Annotated in this window: 15 protein-coding genes; 7 read left to right on the top strand and 8 right to left on the bottom strand. The window is 67.4% G+C overall.

Annotated elements, in window-relative coordinates; all coding sequences use genetic code 11:
* Window positions 1-176 precede the first annotated feature (176 nt).
* The gene (locus AC1DKQ_RS17915) at window positions 177-2660 is read right to left on the bottom strand and encodes a phosphoketolase family protein (RefSeq protein ID WP_476919746.1); all 2484 of its coding nucleotides are present in this window, start codon (window positions 2658-2660) and stop codon (window positions 177-179) included.
* A 164-nt stretch (window positions 2661-2824) separates the two neighbouring features.
* Between AC1DKQ_RS17915 and AC1DKQ_RS17910 the strand changes: the two genes are divergently transcribed.
* A complete protein-coding gene (locus AC1DKQ_RS17910) occupies window positions 2825-3424 on the top strand; it encodes a hypothetical protein (protein ID WP_476886050.1) in 600 nt (199 codons plus the stop codon).
* Window positions 3425-3474: 50 nt separating this feature from the next.
* Here the strand turns inward: AC1DKQ_RS17910 and AC1DKQ_RS17905 are convergent, their stop codons facing one another.
* A complete protein-coding gene (locus AC1DKQ_RS17905) occupies window positions 3475-4461 on the bottom strand; it encodes an HAD family hydrolase (RefSeq protein ID WP_476919745.1) in 987 nt (328 codons plus the stop codon).
* Window positions 4462-4618: 157 nt separating this feature from the next.
* Window positions 4619-5899: a serine--tRNA ligase gene (gene serS, locus AC1DKQ_RS17900; RefSeq protein WP_476919744.1), complete on the bottom strand. Its 1281-nt coding sequence runs from the start codon at window positions 5897-5899 to the stop codon at window positions 4619-4621.
* Window positions 5900-5977: 78 nt separating this feature from the next.
* Between serS and AC1DKQ_RS17895 the strand changes: the two genes are divergently transcribed.
* Window positions 5978-7042 (top strand): diacylglycerol/lipid kinase family protein, encoded by a 1065-nt coding sequence (locus AC1DKQ_RS17895; RefSeq protein ID WP_476919743.1) that lies wholly within the window; start codon window positions 5978-5980, stop codon window positions 7040-7042.
* Between the two features lie 23 nt (window positions 7043-7065).
* On the opposite strand, the gene AC1DKQ_RS17890 is transcribed toward AC1DKQ_RS17895, so the two are convergent.
* From AC1DKQ_RS17890 to AC1DKQ_RS17880, 3 genes are all read right to left on the bottom strand, one after another.
* Window positions 7066-7287 (bottom strand): hypothetical protein, encoded by a 222-nt coding sequence (locus tag AC1DKQ_RS17890; protein ID WP_018774949.1) that lies wholly within the window; start codon window positions 7285-7287, stop codon window positions 7066-7068.
* A gap of 93 nt (window positions 7288-7380) precedes the next feature.
* Window positions 7381-8364, bottom strand: coding sequence for a prephenate dehydratase (gene pheA / locus AC1DKQ_RS17885; protein WP_476886046.1), 984 nt, complete (start codon window positions 8362-8364; stop codon window positions 7381-7383).
* A gap of 18 nt (window positions 8365-8382) precedes the next feature.
* Window positions 8383-8709 (bottom strand): rhodanese-like domain-containing protein, encoded by a 327-nt coding sequence (locus tag AC1DKQ_RS17880; protein WP_277525260.1) that lies wholly within the window; start codon window positions 8707-8709, stop codon window positions 8383-8385.
* A 299-nt stretch (window positions 8710-9008) separates the two neighbouring features.
* Between AC1DKQ_RS17880 and AC1DKQ_RS17875 the strand changes: the two genes are divergently transcribed.
* The 4 genes from AC1DKQ_RS17875 to AC1DKQ_RS17860 all read left to right on the top strand — a co-directional run bounded on the left by AC1DKQ_RS17875 (window position 9009) and on the right by AC1DKQ_RS17860 (window position 14542).
* Complete coding sequence (locus tag AC1DKQ_RS17875) at window positions 9009-10484, top strand: amidase (RefSeq protein ID WP_476919742.1); 1476 nt, start codon at window positions 9009-9011, stop codon at window positions 10482-10484.
* A 376-nt stretch (window positions 10485-10860) separates the two neighbouring features.
* Window positions 10861-11982 (top strand): alcohol dehydrogenase catalytic domain-containing protein, encoded by a 1122-nt coding sequence (locus AC1DKQ_RS17870; RefSeq protein ID WP_476919741.1) that lies wholly within the window; start codon window positions 10861-10863, stop codon window positions 11980-11982.
* Between the two features lie 195 nt (window positions 11983-12177).
* On the top strand, window positions 12178-13683 hold the full coding sequence (locus AC1DKQ_RS17865; protein WP_476886043.1) for a peptide MFS transporter: 1506 nt from the start codon (window positions 12178-12180) through the stop codon (window positions 13681-13683).
* Between the two features lie 4 nt (window positions 13684-13687).
* Entirely contained in the window at window positions 13688-14542 is an 855-nt protein-coding gene (locus AC1DKQ_RS17860) for a phosphotransferase (protein WP_476919740.1), read from the top strand.
* 41 nt (window positions 14543-14583) lie between these two features.
* Here the strand turns inward: AC1DKQ_RS17860 and AC1DKQ_RS17855 are convergent, their stop codons facing one another.
* Entirely contained in the window at window positions 14584-15243 is a 660-nt protein-coding gene (locus tag AC1DKQ_RS17855) for a DUF4190 domain-containing protein (RefSeq protein WP_476919739.1), read from the bottom strand.
* Between the two features lie 148 nt (window positions 15244-15391).
* Here AC1DKQ_RS17855 and pgm point away from each other — a divergent pair, with 148 nt between their 5' ends.
* A complete protein-coding gene (gene pgm, locus AC1DKQ_RS17850; RefSeq protein WP_476919738.1) occupies window positions 15392-17041 on the top strand; it encodes a phosphoglucomutase (alpha-D-glucose-1,6-bisphosphate-dependent) in 1650 nt (549 codons plus the stop codon).
* On the opposite strand, the gene AC1DKQ_RS17845 is transcribed toward pgm, so the two are convergent.
* The gene (locus AC1DKQ_RS17845) at window positions 17031-18191 is read right to left on the bottom strand and encodes a GGDEF domain-containing protein (protein ID WP_476919737.1); all 1161 of its coding nucleotides are present in this window, start codon (window positions 18189-18191) and stop codon (window positions 17031-17033) included. The two genes, pgm and AC1DKQ_RS17845, sit on opposite strands and share 11 nt — an antisense overlap.
* Window positions 18192-18276 lie beyond the last annotated feature (85 nt).

Below are 18276 nucleotides of genomic sequence, written 5' to 3'. Positions count from 1 at the left end.
CATATCAGTCTGACAGCGCCGTCGTTCACGACGCGCCAGCCATCCAGATCAGGCCAGGGAACGGACACAAAAGAGCGGTCCAAGACAAACCAGCCTTGGACCGCTCACCCTTGCCCTCTTGACAAAGAACTCCTACATATCAGCTGTGCCCGGCCAGGCCGTTGGGGCAACTCCATTCACAGCGACCAGTCGCGGATCTCGGCCGGGTCCTCGCCGTGCTCCCGGGTGTGGTCCCGGGCGCGCATGCGGCTGTCTTGCAGGGACTGGCGCAGCAGCGAGTGCTTCTCGGAGAGCCCGGGGACCCGGTCGATCGCATCAATTGCCAGCTGGAACCGGTCGATCCCGTTCAGCATGGCCATGTCGAAGGGGGTGGTGGTGGTGCCTTCCTCCTTGTAGCCGCGCACATGCAGGCCCTCCCGGTTGGTGCGCCGGTACGTGAGGCGGTGGATCAGCGCGGGATAGCCGTGGTAGGCGAAGATTACCGGTTTGTCCGCCGTGAAAATACCGTCGAAGTCCCGGGACGTCAGCCCGTGCGGGTGTTCGCTGGCGTCCTGGAGACGCATGAGGTCCACCACATTGACCACCCGCACTTTCAGCCCGGGCGCCCCCTGCTTCAGGAGCTCGGCGGCGGCAACGGTTTCGACCGTGGGGACATCGCCGGCACACGCCAGGACGACGTCGGGTTCCTCACCCCTGACCTCGGAGCCGGCGAACTCCCAGATGCCCAGGCCTCGGCGGCAATGGTGTGAGGCTTCGTCCGGACCGAGCCAGGTTGGCGAGGGCTGCTTTCCGCTGACCACAATGTTGACGTAGTCGCGGGAGTCCAGGCAGTGCTCCATCACGGCCAGCAGGGTGTTGGCGTCCGGCGGCAGGTAGACCCGGATGATCTCGGCCTTCTTGTTGACGGCGTGGTCGATGAAGCCGGGGTCCTGGTGTGAAAAACCGTTGTGGTCCTGTTGCCACACATGGGAGGACAGCAGGTAGTTCAGGGAGGCCACCGGCTGGCGCCACGGCAACTGCCGGTGGACCTTGAGCCATTTGGCGTGCTGGTTGAACATCGAGTCGACAATGTGGATGAACGCCTCATAGCAGTTGAACACCCCGTGCCGGCCGGTCAGCAGGTACCCCTCCAGCCAGCCCTGGCAGAGGTGTTCACTGAGGACCTCCATCACCCGCCCCGCCCGGGCAATGTGCTCGTCCAGCGGATCAATCCTGTACTGCCAGACCTTGTCGGTGGCCTCGTAGACGTCCTGCAGCCGGTTCGACGCGGTCTCGTCGGGGCCGAAGAGCCGGAACGTGTCCGGGTTCAGGGCAATAACGTCCCGCATCCACGGTCCGAGCGTCTTCATGGGACTGATCCGTTCGACGCCGGGTTCGGCGACGTCGACGGCGTGCCGGCGGTAGTCCGGCAGGGTGAGCGGCCGCAGCAGGAGCCCGCCGTTGGCATGAGGGGTGGCGCTCATCCGCAGCGGACCGGCCGGGGCGTTCCTGGCCGTCTCCGGCACCAGGCGCCCGCGGCCGTCGAAGAGCTCCTCGGGCCGGTAGGACTCGAGCCACTTCTGCAGCTGGCTCAGGTGCTCGGGGTTCGTGCGGACCTCGTCCAGCGGGACCTGGTGGCTGCGCCAGGTTCCCTCCACCTGCTTCCCGTCCACTTTCTTGGGCCCGGTCCAGCCCTTGGGCGAACGCAGCACGATCATCGGCCACTGCGGGGCGTTGTCCTGTGGGGTGACGTCCTGCGCCGTCCCGCCGTTGCGGTGGTGCTGCTGGATGGTCCGGATCTGGGCCAGGCAGGTGTCCAGTGCAGCCGCGAAATCCCGGTGCGCAGCGGCGGTGTCCGCGGGGTCGGCCACCGTGACGAAATGGGGGACGTGCCCGTAGCCGCGCAGCAGCTGTTCCAGCTGGGCTTCGGGCATGCGGGCCAAAATCGTGGGGTTGGCGATCTTGTAGCCATTAAGGTGCAGGATGGGCAGCACGGCGCCGTCGGCAGCCGGGTCCAGGAAGTTGTGTGAATGCCAGCTGGCGGCCAGCGGCCCGGTCTCGGCCTCGCCGTCACCGATGACGACGGCGGTGATCAGCTCCGGGTTGTCGAAGACGGACCCGTACGCGTGTGCGAGGGAGTAGCCGAGTTCGCCGCCTTCGCTGATCGAGCCGGGGGTCTCAGGGGCGGCGTGGCTTGGGATGCCGCCCGGGTAGGAGAACTGCCGGAACAGCTCGGCCAGGCCGGCTTCGTCGTCGCCGACGTGGCCGTAAATCTCCGAATAGGTGCCCTCCAGCCAGGCGTTGGCGACCAATGCGGGGCCGCCATGGCCGGGGCCCGCGACGAACAGCATCTGCTGGTTGTCCCGGCGGATGGCCCGGTTCAGGTGGGCATAGACAAAATTCAGACCTGGAGTGGTCCCCCAGTGGCCAAGGAGCCGGGACTTTGTGTGTTCCGCGCTGAGGGGTTCACGCAGCAGCGGATTGGACCGGAGGTAGATTTGCCCCACTGAGACATAGTTCGCCGCGCGCCACCAGCGGTCCACCAGGTCCAAGGCCGCGTTATCCAGGGCCGAGTTGTCCAGAATCGGGCCGGCCAGGCCCGCACTGTCCAGGAGCGCATCGGCGGCCGGCGCGTCGGCCTGCGTCCGAGTGCGGGTGGTTTCATTCACGTCACTGCTCATGTCACTGCTCATGTCACTGCTCACTGGGGATCCTCGCTTGGCTTGGTCCTGCCTCGGCATATTTCGTCCATCGCAACACGTCCGGCGGACGGGACACAACTCCAGTCCACCGGCGTCACCGGCTACTTGCCCCCCAAGTGCCAACAGGTAGTGTGTCATCCAGAATGTTCACGCTGACCATCAATCAAACCGACAGCCGGCGCGACGGCGACCGCGTGCCGCAGCTCCTCAAGGACCTGCGGCACATTCCGGCGCGCCTCGATTTCGACCGATCCGTCGAGGACGAGGTCCAAGGGATCCTGGACTGTCCGCATCAGGCGGTGGAAGCGGCCATGATCGCCCTGCGCAGCGGCAGCTGGTACGTGGGCATTGGCGTGGGCCCGGTCAACGAACCCCTGCCGAACCAGATCAAGGACGCCTCCGGACACGGGCTGATCTATGCCCGGCGCGCTGTGGATCGACTGCGGAACGGCAAGGACCGTGTTCGGGTGGCCGTCGAGGGACCGCAGGCCGATATTGCGGCGGAGGCCGAGGCCGTCCTGCGCCTCCTGGGCCACATTGTGCACGACCGGAGCTACGCGGAATGGCGGGTGCTGGATCTGCTCACTCCGGGGGTGCGGGGCCAGCAGAAGGCAGTGGCCGAGGAACTCGGGATCACCACGCAGGCCGTGAGCAAAGCCGTGGCCCGCTCCCAGTGGAACGAGGAGCACGCGGCCCGGCCCGCTGCGGCACGGCTCCTGAGCCTCATCCTGGACGTCCGCTAGCCGGCCCGGCCCGCCCGGTCCCGCCTTGGAACCGCCCGTCCCTGCGGCGCCTAGAGCAGGCTGCGAAGCACGTGCGCGGCGCCGTCGTCGTAGACCGATTTCGTCACTTCGTCCGCGGCGGCAATCACTTCAACGGGGGCCTGGCCCATGGCCACGCCCCGACGTGCCCAGGCCAGCATCTCGATGTCGTTGCGGCCATCCCCGACGGCGACAGTGCGGTTGGCGTCAATGCTGAGCCGGTCCCGGAGCTGCTCCAAGGCGCTGGCCTTTGTGACACCGGCGGCGGCAATGTCCAGCCACGCCGTCCAGCCCACCGAATACGTCACGCCGGCGAGCCCGATGTGGCGGATCGCGGTGTTGAACTCTTCGGGGGTGTTCTCTGAGCTGAAGACCACCACGCGCACGGCGGTTGCCTCAAGCATGGTCTGGAAGTCGACGCCGACCGCTTCGACGCCGAAGCTGGCGTCCTGGAAGCGTTCGGTGGACAGGAAGTTGCCGTCCTCGTCCTCGAGCGCGTACTTGGCCGTGGGCAGCCGCTTGCGCAGGGCGCGAAGCACCGGCCCGGGATCAAACGTTGCCTTGTGGAGGATTTCGTAGCCGTCCGGCAGTCCGGAGTCGACGCGCAGGATCACGCCGCCGTTGGAGCACACGGCGTAGCCGTTGTCGATCCCGATGTGTTCGATCACGGGCAATGTGGCGTTGAGGGAGCGGCCGGTAGCGATCATGACGTGGTGGCCGGCGGCCACGACGGCCTGGGCGGCCTCGCGGACAGGAACCGACATGTGCCCGTCGTGGTCCACAAGGGTGCCATCGACGTCCAGGGCGATCAGCATTTTGTCGCCGGCGCCGTTCCGGACGCTTCTGTTCCTGCCTGATTTGATCGAGGCTGATTTGATCGGGGCTGCCATGTTCTGGGCTGCCGTGTTCCGGTCTGCCGTGTTCCGGTCTGCCGCGTTGTTCTCTGTCGTCTTGCTGTCTGTCGTGTTCTGGTGTGTCCTGCGCCGGTCATCGTTGCCGGCGACTGAGGATTCAGTCATGGTTGTCATCTCACAAGTAGAGCAGACACCCCCGACAGCCGCTAGGACACACGCCACAGCAGGGCGTGAACTTGCGGTAAACACCCACACCTTGTCCCCAGTGTGAATGTTTACCCGGCGGCCGCCGGAGGCCTGCTGGTGGTTAGCGAACAGGCATTTAAAGAACGGGGAAGACCGTCATGCCGCCGAGGTACTTCTGGAGTGCCGCGGGGACGTTGACGGAGCCGTCGGGGTTCTGGTGGTGTTCCAGGATCGCGACGATCCAGCGGGTGGTGGCCAGGGTGCCGTTGAGCGTGGCCACGGCCCGCGTGCCCTTGGGCGCACCCTCCTCGTTGACAACCCGTTCCCGGATGTTCAGACGGCGCGCCTGGAACGTGGTGCAGTTCGAGGTCGAGGTCAGCTCACGGTATGCGCCCTGGGTGGGGACCCAGGCCTCACAGTCGAACTTCCGGGCCGCCGAATTGCCCAGGTCCCCGGCGGCGGTGTCAATGACGCGGTACGGGAGCTCGCACTTGGCCAGCATCTCCTCTTCCCAGGCCAGGAGGCGGGCGTGCTCGGCGGCCGCCTCCTCGACCGTGGTGTAGATGAACATCTCCACCTTGTTGAACTGGTGGACGCGGATGATGCCGCGGGTGTCCTTGCCGTGCGAACCTGCCTCTCGGCGGTAGCACGAGCTCTGGCCCGCGTAGCGGACGGGGCCACCCGAAAGGTCCAGGATCTCGTCGGCGTGGTACCCGGCGAGGGCTACTTCCGAGGTGCCCACGAGGTACAGGTCGTCTTCGGCGAGACGGTAGATTTCGGCGTCGTGCTTGACGTCGAAGCCGGTGCCCTGCATGGTTTCCGGGCGGACCAGGGTGGGCGTGATCATGGGGACGAACCCGGCCTCGATCGCCTGATCCATCGCCATCTGGAGCAGCGCCATTTCCAGCCGGGCGCCGACGCCGCGCAGGAAGTAGAAGCGGGAACCGGAAACTTTCGCGCCGCGTTCCATATCGATGGCTCCGATCAGCTCACCGATCTCCAGGTGGTCCTTCGGCTCGAAGTCCGGGAATTCGCGCGGCGTGCCCACCGACTTGAGAACAATGTAGTCGTCCTCGCCGCCGGCCGGGACGCCGTCCTCGATCAGGTTGGGGATGGCGCGGAGCAGTTCCTCCTGGGCCGTCTGGGCGAGATCTGCCTCGGCCGATGCGCTCTTGACGGAGGCTGCCAGAACCTTCAGTTCGGCGAGGAGGGCCTGCTTTTCCTCGCCCTTGGCCTGGGCGACCTTCTTGCCGTAGACATTCTGTTCGGCCCGGAGGTTCTCGAACCGGATCAGCGCCGCGCGCCTGGCGGCGTCCGCGGCGATGATCGCGTCCACCACGGATTCGTCGGCGCCGCGGGCGCGCTGGCTAGCACGGAACTTGTCCGGATTTTCGCTGAGGTCTTTTACGTCGATCACCAGACAAGAGTATCCAATCCGGCCACCGTCGCCAGGCAAGCAGGTCGGGGGGCGCTGGCGGGATACTGTTGGATCACAATGCGCGACTGGCTGCTCTACCTCGTCATCGCTGGGGTTCTGGTTTTTGCCGCCTCCAGTTGGTGGGGGGTGCGCCGGCTGAAGGCCAAGCACACCCGCCCTGCCGTGTGGGAAGAAACCCACAGCCCTGGGGCGGGCCGCCAGAAGGTTGCCGTGGTCCTGAACCCGATCAAGGCGAGGTCAGCCGAGGCCCGGGGCCTGATTGAAGCCGCGTGCGCGGAGGCGGGCTGGCCGGCGCCGCGCTTCTTTGAAACCACCGCGGAGGACCCCGGCTTCTCGCAGGCACGTGCGGCGCTGGACTACGGGGCCGACGTCGTCCTGGCCGGCGGCGGCGACGGTACAGTGCGCGTGGTGGCCGAGGTCCTCGCCGGGACGGACACCGCGATGGGCCTGATCCCGCTAGGCACCGGGAACCTCCTGGCCCGCAATGTGCATCTGGAGGTGAACGACCTCCCCGGCAACGTGCAGGCTTCCTTGTTCGGGCACCAGCGGTTCATCGATACGGCGCGGCTCACCCTGGAGAATTCGCGCACCGGGGAATCCGCGCAGCACACGTTCACTGTGATCGCGGGCATGGGCATGGACGCGGAGGTGGTCACTGACACCATTGACGGCCTGAAGAAGGCCGTGGGCTGGCTGGCGTATACGGAAGCCTGGGTCCGGCATCTTGCGGGGCGCCGCAAGAAGGTCTCGATAGCGCTGGATGACCAGCCCGAGCAGGCCCGGAAGATCCGCAGCGTTTTGTTCGCGAATTGCGGCCTGATCCCCGGGGGAATCGACTTCATTCCGCAGGCCATGATCGATGACGGGATGCTGGACATCGTGGTGATGAGCCCGCGCAGTGCAATCGGCTGGCTGGCCATGTCCACCAAGATCGTGCTGAAGCACAAGAAGGACCTGCCGGTCATGACGTATTACCGCTCCGGCAAGATCACCATCCGCTGCCCCGAACCTATGCCCACCCAGGTCGACGGCGATCCTTCCGGCGAGGCCACGAAGGTCATCGTGGACGTGGCCCCGGGATCCCTGCTGGTCCGGGTCAAGGAGGGCATCGAAGGCGGCTAGGCCGGCGGCGTCGGGAGCGGGGGCTAGGCGCTGGCGGCCTTCTTCGCCTCTGCCGCCTTTTTTGCCTCTGCCGCGGCCTTGGCGGCCCGGGCTTCGGACTGCTCCCGGATCATTGCCTGTTCCTCTTCGAAGCGCAGGCGGTCCGCGCGGTCGGCGTCGTCGCCGTCCCAGTCCTGGTTCTCAGCAGTCGGCTTGGGATTGACGATCATTCCCTGGCCGTCATTTTCTGTGCTGGTGCCTGACATGACCCGCTCCTCCCGTAGGGGATTTCCCCAATATGGATCAGGCAAGCATACGCACAGTTGGGAGGGGGCGGAATAGCGCCATATGGCATTTGCCTACGCTCTGGGCGAAGCCCCAGGGGTATATTCCGCCACAGCAGATGCGCCGCCCAGTATGTCTTTCACCCACGCATGCGCCGCGCGGAATGCCTGGTCAGAGGTGTGCGGCGCAACTTTGGTCTGGTGGCCGTCAGCGCGCTGGTAGGAACCGAGAAAGCGGGTGGCCGGGCTGATCCGGTGCAGGCCCGCGAGCGCATCGGCAACCCGGGCGTCGGCCACGTGGCCGTCGGCATCAATGCTGAAAAAGTAGTGGCCCAGGTACTGCCCGGTCGGCCGGGATTCGATCCGGCTCAGGTTCACGCCGCGGGTGGCGAACTGGTCCAGGATCTCCATCAGCGCACCCGGACGGTCCTCGGGCAGCGGTACCACCACGGTGGTCTTGTCCGCGCCGGTGGGGGCCGGCAGTTCGCCCGGTCGGCCCACGAGCACGAACCGGGTGACCGCACCGGGGTTGTCACCGATGTTTTCGGCCAACACCTTGAGGCCGGGTTGCTCCGCGGCCACTATTGGGGCGCAGATCGCGGCGTCGTAGTGGGCGCCGTCGCCGTCCAAAAGGCCCATGGCGGCAGCGGCAGTCGATGACCCGGGGATATATTCCACATTGGGAATATTGACGTCCACCCAGAGCCGGCACTGGGCCCAGGCATGACCGTGAGTGGAGACGCGCCGGATGTCCCCGATGGCCACGCCGGGCCGGGCGACAAGCACGAAGCTGATGGGCACCAGGGCCTCCCGGAGGATCCTGAGTTCCTGGCCGGTGGCGATGGCGTCCAGAGTGGCCGTGACACCGCCCTCGACCGAGTTTTCGATCGGCACCATGGCCGCGTAGGCGGAACCGTCCCGCACCTTGTCCAGAGCCGTATTCACATTCGAGGACGGGATGCGGATGGCCTCCGCGGCGTCCGGGACCTGCATCAGGGCAGCCTCGGTGAAGGTGCCCTCGGGTCCGAGGAATGTGTAGGTGACGGTTGGTGCGGGCATCGGTTCTTCCTTCTTCAGCTACAAAACGACCGGTTTGAGGCCGTTGTCCGACACCAGCGGCATGCCGGTCTCGACCCACTGGTCCATGCCACCCGCAACATTCACCGCGGAATATCCCATTCCGACGAGCCACTGCGTGGCCCGGAAGGAACGGCCGCCGGTGCGGCAAATGACATAGAGGTCCTCGTCCGGGTCAAGCTCCTCGATCCGGGCCGGCAGCTGGTCCATGGGTATGTGCAGGGCGCCCTCGGCGTGGCCCGCAACCCATTCATAGTCCTCGCGGACGTCCACGATCTTGGCACCATCGGGGATGCCAGACACGCTAACGGTCTGGAAGTCGCTCATGTTCACCCTTTCCGCAGAATTCAAGCTCCGATCCCAGCGTATCCCCCGCCGCTTCAAGCACGCCCACACGGGCGGCAGGTTACGCTTCTGGGGACCCAAAGGAGGCCTCATGGCTGCCGAATACCCCGCCGAGCACCCCGCGGTTCGGCCCGTCCGCGGCCCCCGCCACGGGGCATGCCCTCCCCCGGCCGCGAGCGCTGGGCATGATGCCATTGTGTCCTTCCGCGGGACCCAAGAATGGGCATGTCCCCCGGGGATGCACGTCCCGCAGCCCAGGGTACGGCTGGAGCCCCGTCTCCTTGGCTGAGATCCACGAACTCTCCGCAGTCCAGCTCCGCGATGCGCTCAGGTCCGGGGAGCTGTCCGCCAGGCAGGCCACCGATCACTTCCTGGACCGAATCGAAGCCCAAAACCCGCACCTCGGGGCCTTCATCACGGTCACCGCGGAACAGGCACGGAAGGACGCGGCGGCAGCGGACCAGCTCCACGCCCTCCGGAGCCGAAACGGCGGCGCCTTGCCCGCGCTGCATGGGATCCCGGTCGCCTTCAAGGACCTGACGGATGTGGCAGGGGTGGTCACCACGCATGGGAGTGCCGCCCTGGAGCGCAAACCGGCGGTGGCCGACGGTGCGCTCCCCGTCGCGCTCAAGACTGCTGGGGTCATCTCGCTGGGCAAGACGCAGGTCCCGGAGTTCGGCCTGACGGCCTACAGCGAGAACCGGGTCGCTCCGCCGTCGCGTAATCCGCATGCACTCAGCCGCAGTTCTGGCGGCTCCTCTGGCGGCAGCGCTGCCGCCGTGGCGGCGGGAATGGTGCCGTTCGCCCCCGGGTCCGACGGCGGCGGCTCCGTACGGATCCCGGCCGCGGCGTGCGGGCTGGTCGGGCTGAAGCCCGGCCGGGGCCTCGTGCCGGCCGGGGAAAGCACCGGCGATCCCGCCCAGCTCGTGGTTGCCGGACCGCTCGCCCGCTCCGCCGCCGATGCCGCCCTGCTGCTCGATGCCCTGATACCCGGCGCGGCCCCTCGCGGTGCGGATCACGTAAGTGCGGACGATCCGGCATCGGCCGGCGGGGCGCACGCCAGCTATCTCGAACTGACCGCCAGGGAGCCGCGTCGGCTGCGGATCGGGATAAGCCTCGACAGCCCCTGGCAATCGACGTTCCCGTTCATCCCGGACCGGGAGGCGCTCGACGCACTGGCCGACGGCGTCGCGCGACTTGAGGCGGCGGCCCACGAGACCTCGGCGGCCGCGATTCGCTACGACAACCGCTACCCGGACGCCTTCACCACAGCCTGGACCGCCGGGATCGGCAGCGCCCGAATCTCACCCCAGTGCGAGGCGCTCCTGACCCCACTGACCAGGACTTTCCGCAAGCGAGCGCAGCAGCGCAGCGCGGCCAACCTGAACGAATCCGTCGGGTTCCTCCGGCAGTTCCAGCAGGACACGATCGCCCAGTACGCCCAATGGGACCTCATACTGACGCCGGCCCTGGCGCAAACGCCACGCCCCGTGGGCTGGTTCACGGGCGCGACCCACGGCGGGGGCTACTGGCCGGCCGCAGAATGGGCGGGCGACGCCGACGACGATTACCGCAAACAGTGCGAATACGCGCCGTGGTCATCCATGGTGAACGTCTGCGGGCTGCCGGCCATCAGTATCCCGGTGCACTGGACCGGCGGCGCCCCCGGTTCGGGCCTGCCGATGGGTATCCAGCTGATCGGGCCAATGGGCTCCGAGGGTTTGCTGCTGCAGGTGGCCGCCCAGCTGGGGTTCTAGCCAGGGATCCGCCGCTCACCCGGGGGACATGCCCATGCCTCACTCACGACACGGCACATGCTCGGAGCGCAGGCCAAGCACGGGAGATGTCCGGTGCTCACCGGGGGCATGCCCATTTCTCACAACGCACCCGGGACATGGCCAGCGCTCGCTCGGGGCATGCCCACCCCATGCCGCGGCCGCTGGACACAATGCCATCATGTCCACCCGCGGGCGCCAAGAATGAGCATGTCCCCCGGTTTGGGCCCAGAAAACCCAACCGCCCGGTCACTCCGCCCGGCGTGAGCGCGGCCGCCGTCGGGCAGCCCCAAATGGACGCTGGCTGCACCGGCGGCTATCGTTCACTCAAACCCGACCAGGTCGCGAAAGAGGATCATTGAAGATCACCGGTGCAGTACTTGAGGAAATCGGCCGCCCGCGCCCCTTCGCGGAATCCAGGCCCATCAGCATCTCCGAGCTGGAACTCGCGGCTCCCGGCCCCACCGAGATCCTCGTCCGGATGGAGGCCGCCGGAATCTGCCACTCGGACCTGAGCGTCGTCGACGGCAACCGGGTCCGGCCGGTCCCCATGCTGCTGGGCCACGAAGCGGCGGGCCGGATTGTGGAGGTCGGGTCCGGCGTCACGGACCTGGAGCCCGGACAGCGCGTGGTCATGTCCTTCCTGCCCCGGTGCGAGAGCTGCGCGAACTGCGCCGAGGACGGCCGGCTGCCCTGCACGGCAGGCTCGCAGAGCAACAACGACGGAACCCTGCTGCACGGATCCAGGCACCTGAGCCGCGACGGCGAGCGCGTCCACCACCATCTGGGCGTCTCAGGCTTCGCCACCCACGCCGTGGTGGACCGCGCTTCCGCGGTCCCGGTAGACGACGACATCCCCGCAGACATTGCGGCGGTTCTGGGCTGCGCCGTGCTGACCGGCGGCGGCGCGGTGCTGAACGCGGCCCGGCCCCGCCCGCAGGACAGCCTCATGGTCGTCGGCCTCGGCGGGGTGGGCATGGCGGCGCTCATCACAGCCGTCTCGCAAGGAATCTCGCGGATCATCGCCGTGGACACGCTGGATCAGAAACTCGAACACGCCCGCCGCCTCGGCGCGCACGAAACGTACACCCCGCAGCAGGTCCTCGACGCCGGAGTCAAGGCCAGGTTCGTGATCGAATGTGCCGGGAATCCGCGCGCCTTCGAGACCGCGTTTGCCGCCACCTCCCCCGGCGGCACCACAGTCACCGCCGGGCTGCCCTCCCCCGAGGCCCGCGCCCAGCTGGCGCCGCTCACCATTACGGCCGAAGCCAGGACGATCGTGGGCAGCTACCTCGGCTCCGCCGTTCCGTCGCGGGACATCCCGAAATACGCCCAGTTGTGGCGGGACGGGAAGCTGCCCGTCGAGGAGCTGATCTCGGACCGCATCGCCCTGGCCGACATCAACCGGGCCATGGACCAGCTGGCAGACGGCCACGCCATCCGGCAGATCATCATGTTCGACGCCGGCGAGACCGCCTAGGAGCCGCCGGCGAGCCGGTCGGCGGCGTCGGCGGCGATGCCCGGGGGGAACGCCTAGGACACGGCCGCCAAGCCCGCAACGACCCGCGGAATCCGCCGAAAGAGAGGCGAAAGAGAGGCAAAACACTATCCGGGCTGCTTGCCTCGGGCGTGCTCGAATGTGACAATCGCGCGTCACAATGTCACCATTAAGTAAATGAGCACAACTCATTTATCCAATCCCCCCGCTATAACGCCGGGCGATCCCTCGTTACGTCCCCCCACTAAAGCGCCGGGCGACACCTCGTTTTTTGGCCACCCAAAGATGCTGGCCAGCCTTTTCTCCGTGGAAATGTGGGAGCGCTTCTCCTTCTACGGAATGCAGGGGATCCTCCTCTACTACATGTACTTCACGGCCGCCCAGGGTGGCCTTGAGATTCCGCAAGCCCTGGCGGCCGGCCTCGTCGGCGCCTACGGTGGCGGCGTCTACCTCTCCACCATCCTCGGCGCCTGGCTCGCGGACCGGCTCTTCGGGTCCGAGCGGGTGCTGTTCGGCGCGGCCGTCCTGATCATGGCCGGCCACGTCGGGCTGGCACTCGTGCCCGGCATACCCGGCCTGATCGCCGGACTCGTGCTGGTGGGCGTCGGCTCCGGCGGCCTGAAGGCCAATGCCACCGCCCTCGTCGGCAGCCTGTACGGCGAGAAGGACGAACGCCGCGACGCCGGGTTCTCCATCTTCTACATGGGCATCAACGCCGGTGCACTGATCGGCCCGCTGGTCACCGGCTGGCTGCAGGAAAGCCAGGGCTTCCACTGGGGCTTCGGCGCCGCCGCAGTCGGCATGGCCATTGGCCTGGTCATCTACTCGCTGGGCCGCAAGAAGCTGCCCGAAGAAGCACACCGGGTACCGAACCCGCTCCCGGCCGCCCAGCGCACCCGCTACGGCCTGGTCTTCGCCGGCATCGCCGTGATCATCGCCGTCCTGCTCGTGACCGGCACCGTGAACCCCGAAAACCTGGCCATGTCCATGGCCTACGCCGCAATCGGCGCGTCGGTGCTGTACTTCGCCCTGATTTTCAGCAGCAAGAAGGTCACCCCCACCGAGCGCGGACGGGTGGCGGCGTTCATCCCGCTGTACATCGCCTCTGCCGCGTTCTGGGCCCTGTTCCAGCAGCAGTTCACCTTCATTGCCGTGTACTCGGAGGAGAAGCTGGACCGGAACCTCTTCGGCTGGGAAATGCCGGCCGCCTGGGTCCAGTCCATTAACCCGGTGTTCATCATCATCTTTGCCGGCATCATGGCCGCCCTGTGGACCCGGCTGGGCCGCAAGCAGCCCGGTTCGGCCCTGAAGTTCTCGATCGGCCTCTTCGTGATGGGCCTTGCTTTCCTGGCCTTCATCCCGCTGGCCGGCGGCGGCAAGACACCGCTGCTGGCTCTGGTTGGCATCCTGCTTCTGTTCACCCTCGCAGAGCTGTTCCTCTCCCCCATCGGCCTGTCTGTGACCACCAAACTGGCGCCCAAGGCCTTCCACACACAGATGGTGGCACTGTTCTTCCTCTCCGTGTCGCTGGGCACCACCCTGGCCGGCATCCTGTCCGGCCTGTACAACCCGCAGGACGAGCTGCCCTACTTCATCGGCATCGGCGGAACCGCGATGCTGCTGGCTGTGGGCCTGGCGGTCGCCTCGCCGGCGATCAAGAAGCTCATGGGCGGCGTACGCTGACCCGATGAATCCCGCACATCGCGTCCCGGTTGCTTCGCGCGTCTACACCCCCGCCCCCGGCGAGGCGTCCGACGTCGAACATATGCCGGCAGGCGATGTCACCGACGGTGTGGTGCGGGTTGGCGGAACCATCCGCCGCCCGCACCAGCCGCAATCATTTGCAGTGGGCGAATACCTCGACTGGCTGGTCGACGCCGGCTTTGAGGGCTCCCCGCGGTTCCTTGGCCGCGACGTACAGGGCCGGGATGTCCTGACCTTCGTGCCGGGACAATGCGCAGGGGCCTGCCCCGAAGCCTGGGCACAGTCCGAGGACCTGTTGGTCTCCGTGGCCCGCCTGGTCCGGCGGCTGCACACCGCGTCGGCGGGCTTCGTGCCGCAGGCCCACCCGTTCCCGCCGCGGCCGGTCAGGCCCAACCCCACCGACGCCGCCGGGCTTATTTGCCATCTGGACATCACACCGCAAAACGTCGCGGTCCGGGACGGCCTGGCCGCGGGTCTGGTGGATTTCGATCTCGCCGGACCCGCCACGGCATTCCACGATTCGCTCAATACCGCCATGCACTGGGTGCCGCTCCGCGACCCCTCAGACGCCTGGCCGGGCTGGGCACACCTGGACCCGTTCCACCGGCTGCGCGTCTTCGCCGACGCCTACGGCTGGACCGAGGATGAACGACGCCGGGTGCCCGGCGCCGGGACCGACGCCGCCGCGCTCAGCTACGAGCGGATGCGGCACAACGCCGCGGCTCTGGGCGGCGGCTGGGCCCGGATGTGGCAGGACGGCGTGGGCGGCCACATCAACCGCCGGCGCGCTTGGTTTGAGGCCAATGCCGGACCCCTTGTGGCCGCGCTGACACGCTGAGCCGGCGCGGCCCTCAGCCCTCAGCCCTCAGCAGGGCAAGGCTAGACGCCGTATCCGTTGTTGCGGGCGGCGGTTCCAATGACCAGCCCGAATATGACCAGAACCAGGATGGTGACGGCGATGCCCACGTACCCCATCACGAGGCCTGCGATCGCCATGCCCCGGCCTGCGGGTTCGCGCCGCAGGGCCAGGTGTCCCAGGATGACGGCGGCCAGCTGCGGGAGCAGGAAGAATCCGAATCCCACCAGCGCGGCGATGCCGCAGCACATGCTGGCGATGCTCAGGCTCTTGGACGCCGCCGGCGCGCCGTAGTACGCGGGCTGGCCGTAGGCGTTGGGGCTGCCCGGCTGAGCGTACGGCGACGGTTGACCGTACGGCGACGCCGGCTGGCCGTACGCCTGCTGGCCGTATGCCTGCTGGCCCGGCGAGTATGGCGTCCGATCGTTTTCGCCGTAGATCGGCGGGTACGGGCTTGAGAACTGGCCATGGTCTGATGCCGTCTGGCCAGGCCCCTGCTGGCCCGCATGGGGCTGCTGGGGCGACTCAGGCTGCGCGAACTGCTGCGTCGCCGATTGTCCTTGGTCCTGGCTGGCTGGCGGCGCCTGCTCTGGCGGAACGTCCGGTTGGTCGTCCGGGAGTCGCAGGGTGGGCTGGTAACCCTCCGGAGTCTCGTCTTTGCCTTGTTTTGGCTGTTCAGTCATGGCCTGTCCCCTCACGAAGTCTCTGGATCCAGCGTACCGCCGCAGGGTTGGCTTGGGACCGGGCCGATCGGCGCGTTTTCTTTCGTCATAGGAACGGGTTTGACGCGAAACCGTGTTGCGCTCCGCCCTCGTCTGGCATGCTGGTGCCATGGCTAGCCGCGCGGGCACTGTTGCCCAACCCCAAGACCTTGTTGACCTCACTGCGCTTTTGGATGCGTACTACGACGTTTCGCCGGACCTCTCGGACCCGGGCCAGCGGGTGGCCTTCGGCACCTCCGGGCACCGGGGATCGAGCCTGAAGGCGTCCTTCAACGAACCCCACATCCTCGCCATCACGCAGGCGATCGTGGAATACCGGGCGGGCCAGGGCATCACCGGCCCCCTCTACATGGCGAAGGACACCCATGGCCTGAGCGAGCCCGCACAAAACTCCGCCCTTGAGGTGCTGGCGGCCAACGGCGTGCACGTCCTCATCGACGCCCGCCACGGCTACACGCCCACCCCCGCCCTGAGCCACGCCATCCTGACGCACAACCGGAACGCCGCTCCGGGCGCGCCGCAGGCCGACGGGATCGTGGTGACCCCGAGCCACAACCCGCCGGGTGACGGCGGATTCAAGTACAACCCCCCGCACGGCGGCCCTGCGGACACCGACGCCACCGGCTGGATCGCCAACCGCGCCAACGAGCTCCTCGAAAACGGGCTGCGCGGCGTCAAGCGGATCCCGGTGGCCGACGCCCTCGCCGCCGGGACCACCGGCAAGTTCGATTTCCTCAGCAGCTACGTGGACGACCTTCCCTCGGTCCTGGACCTGAATGCGATCCGCGAGGCCGGCGTCCGGATTGGCGCCGACCCCATGGGCGGCGCGTCGGTGGACTACTGGGGCGAGATCGGCGAGCGCCACCACCTGGACCTCACGGTCGTGAACCCGACCGTCGACCCGCAGTGGGCCTTCATGACCCTCGACTGGGACGAGAAGATCCGGATGGATTGCTCCTCGCCGTCGGCGATGGCCTCCCTGATTAACCGCATGTCCGACGGCGCCAAGTTCGACGTCGCCACCGGCAACGACGCGGACGCCGACCGCCACGGAATCGTCACTCCGGACGGCGGCCTGATGAACCCGAACCACTACCTCGCCGTCGCGATCGATTACCTGTACCGGCACCGGACCGGCTGGAACCCGCAGTCCGTGATCGGCAAAACCCTGGTCTCTTCCTCGATCATCGACCGCGTGGCTGAAAGCCTGGGCCGCAAGCTCGTGGAGGTGCCCGTGGGCTTCAAGTGGTTCGTCCCCGGGCTGCTGTCCGGAGAAGGCGCGTTCGGCGGCGAGGAATCCGCGGGTGCGTCCTTTAACAAGATGGACGGGAGCGTCTGGACCACCGACAAGGACGGCATCCTGCTCGCCCTGCTGGCTTCGGAGATCACTGCGGTGACGGGCAAGTCACCGTCACAGCTGTACAAGGGCCTCACCGACCAGTTCGGTGATCCCGTCTACGCCCGGATCGACGCCGCGGCCACCCGGGAGCAGAAGGCCGCCCTCGGCAAGCTGTCGCCGTCGGACGTCACCGCGACCGAGCTGGCCGGCGAGACGATCACGGCCAAGCTGACCGAGGCGCCGGGCAACGGCGCTGCGATTGGCGGCCTCAAGGTTGTCACCGAAAACGCCTGGTTCGCGGCCCGACCCTCCGGTACGGAGGACGTCTACAAGATCTACGCCGAGTCCTTCAAGGGCGCCGAGCACCTCAAGCAGGTCCAGGCCGAGGCGAAAGCGCTGGTGGACGGGGTTATTTCGTAGGTCCGTTGCCGGTGGCCAACTCGGCGCGGTCCCTGCCAAGCGTCTTTGCCTGGTAGAGGGCCGCGTCGGCCGAAGCCACCGCAGCGTCGAGGCCGCCCGCTCCGGAGCCGGTGCACGCGATGCCGTAGCTCACAGTGGGCAGCCGGGGAATGACTGCCGAGCCGGTTCGATGGAGCCGGGCGCTGATGTCGGCCGTGATTTCCTGCGCCCTGTCCGGCGTGACGCCAGGCAGAAGAAGGATGAATTCCTCGCCCCCGTAGCGGCCCACGAGGTCGGTGGAGCGCACGGTACCGGAGCACGCCCTGGCAAATGCCTGCAGGGCGGAGTCACCGGCCGAATGGCCGAACTGGTCGTTGATCGTCTTGAAGTGGTCCAGGTCCGCCAGGATGAGCGCCGCCGTGGTCCCGGTCCGGCGCAGGCGGCGCAGTTCGTTTTCCGCGAGATCCAGGAACGCAGAGCGGTTGAGCAGGCCCGTGAGTCCGTCCACAGTGGCGCGTGCCCGCAGGTCCCGGGTCTGTTGTTCGTAGCTGAGTTCGGCCATGGTGAAGGACGCCACCACGAGCGTGACCATCGATAAGACTGTCATGGGGACAGAGCCGAAAACTGACGTGAATACCGCACCGTCCGGTCCCTTAATCAGATAGGCGAACAGGCGGCCCAGGTAGAAAACGGCCAGGATTCCGGCGCCCACGGCGAGGGGACGGTGGACGCGGGAGTAGTCGCGGTCGAGCAAGAACAGCTCCCTGGCTCCCATGCCGATCAGCAGGCCCATGAATCCCAGGTACACCGGGCCTCCCGCCCAGACGTTGGTGGCCGGGTGGTCAAGAACTGAGGCGACGGCGGTGGCAGCAGGGCCGGCCGCGAGGAACCAGGGACGGGGTGAGGGCGCCCGCAGCGATCGTCCGCCGGCCCAGATGCTGGCCGCACCGGCCACCAGCAGGACGCTGCCGGCAGGGTTGGCCCAGACCTGGTGCACCGTGCCGTCCATCAGATACGCGGCGTTGCCGGCCAGGAACAGCGAGAGGGCCGTGCACCACCAGCCGCTGTACGGGGACCGGGTGCGCCGGAAGGTGATGAAGTAGAAGAGCATGAGCAGTGTGAGATCGACCAGCGCCAAAGCCACCCGCAGCGTCGCGGTGTCAAGCATCATTTAGTGGTCCCCCCGGTCCGCCGTGATTTGCCCGAAATACGTCACTCCGTCGAATAAACCGTGGAATAAACCGTCGAAGCTGACC

Source organism: Arthrobacter sp. 05L421, from assembly GCF_056397785.1.
Note: the sequence above shows the minus strand (reverse complement) of the source record. Positions and strands in the feature narration are given on the sequence as shown.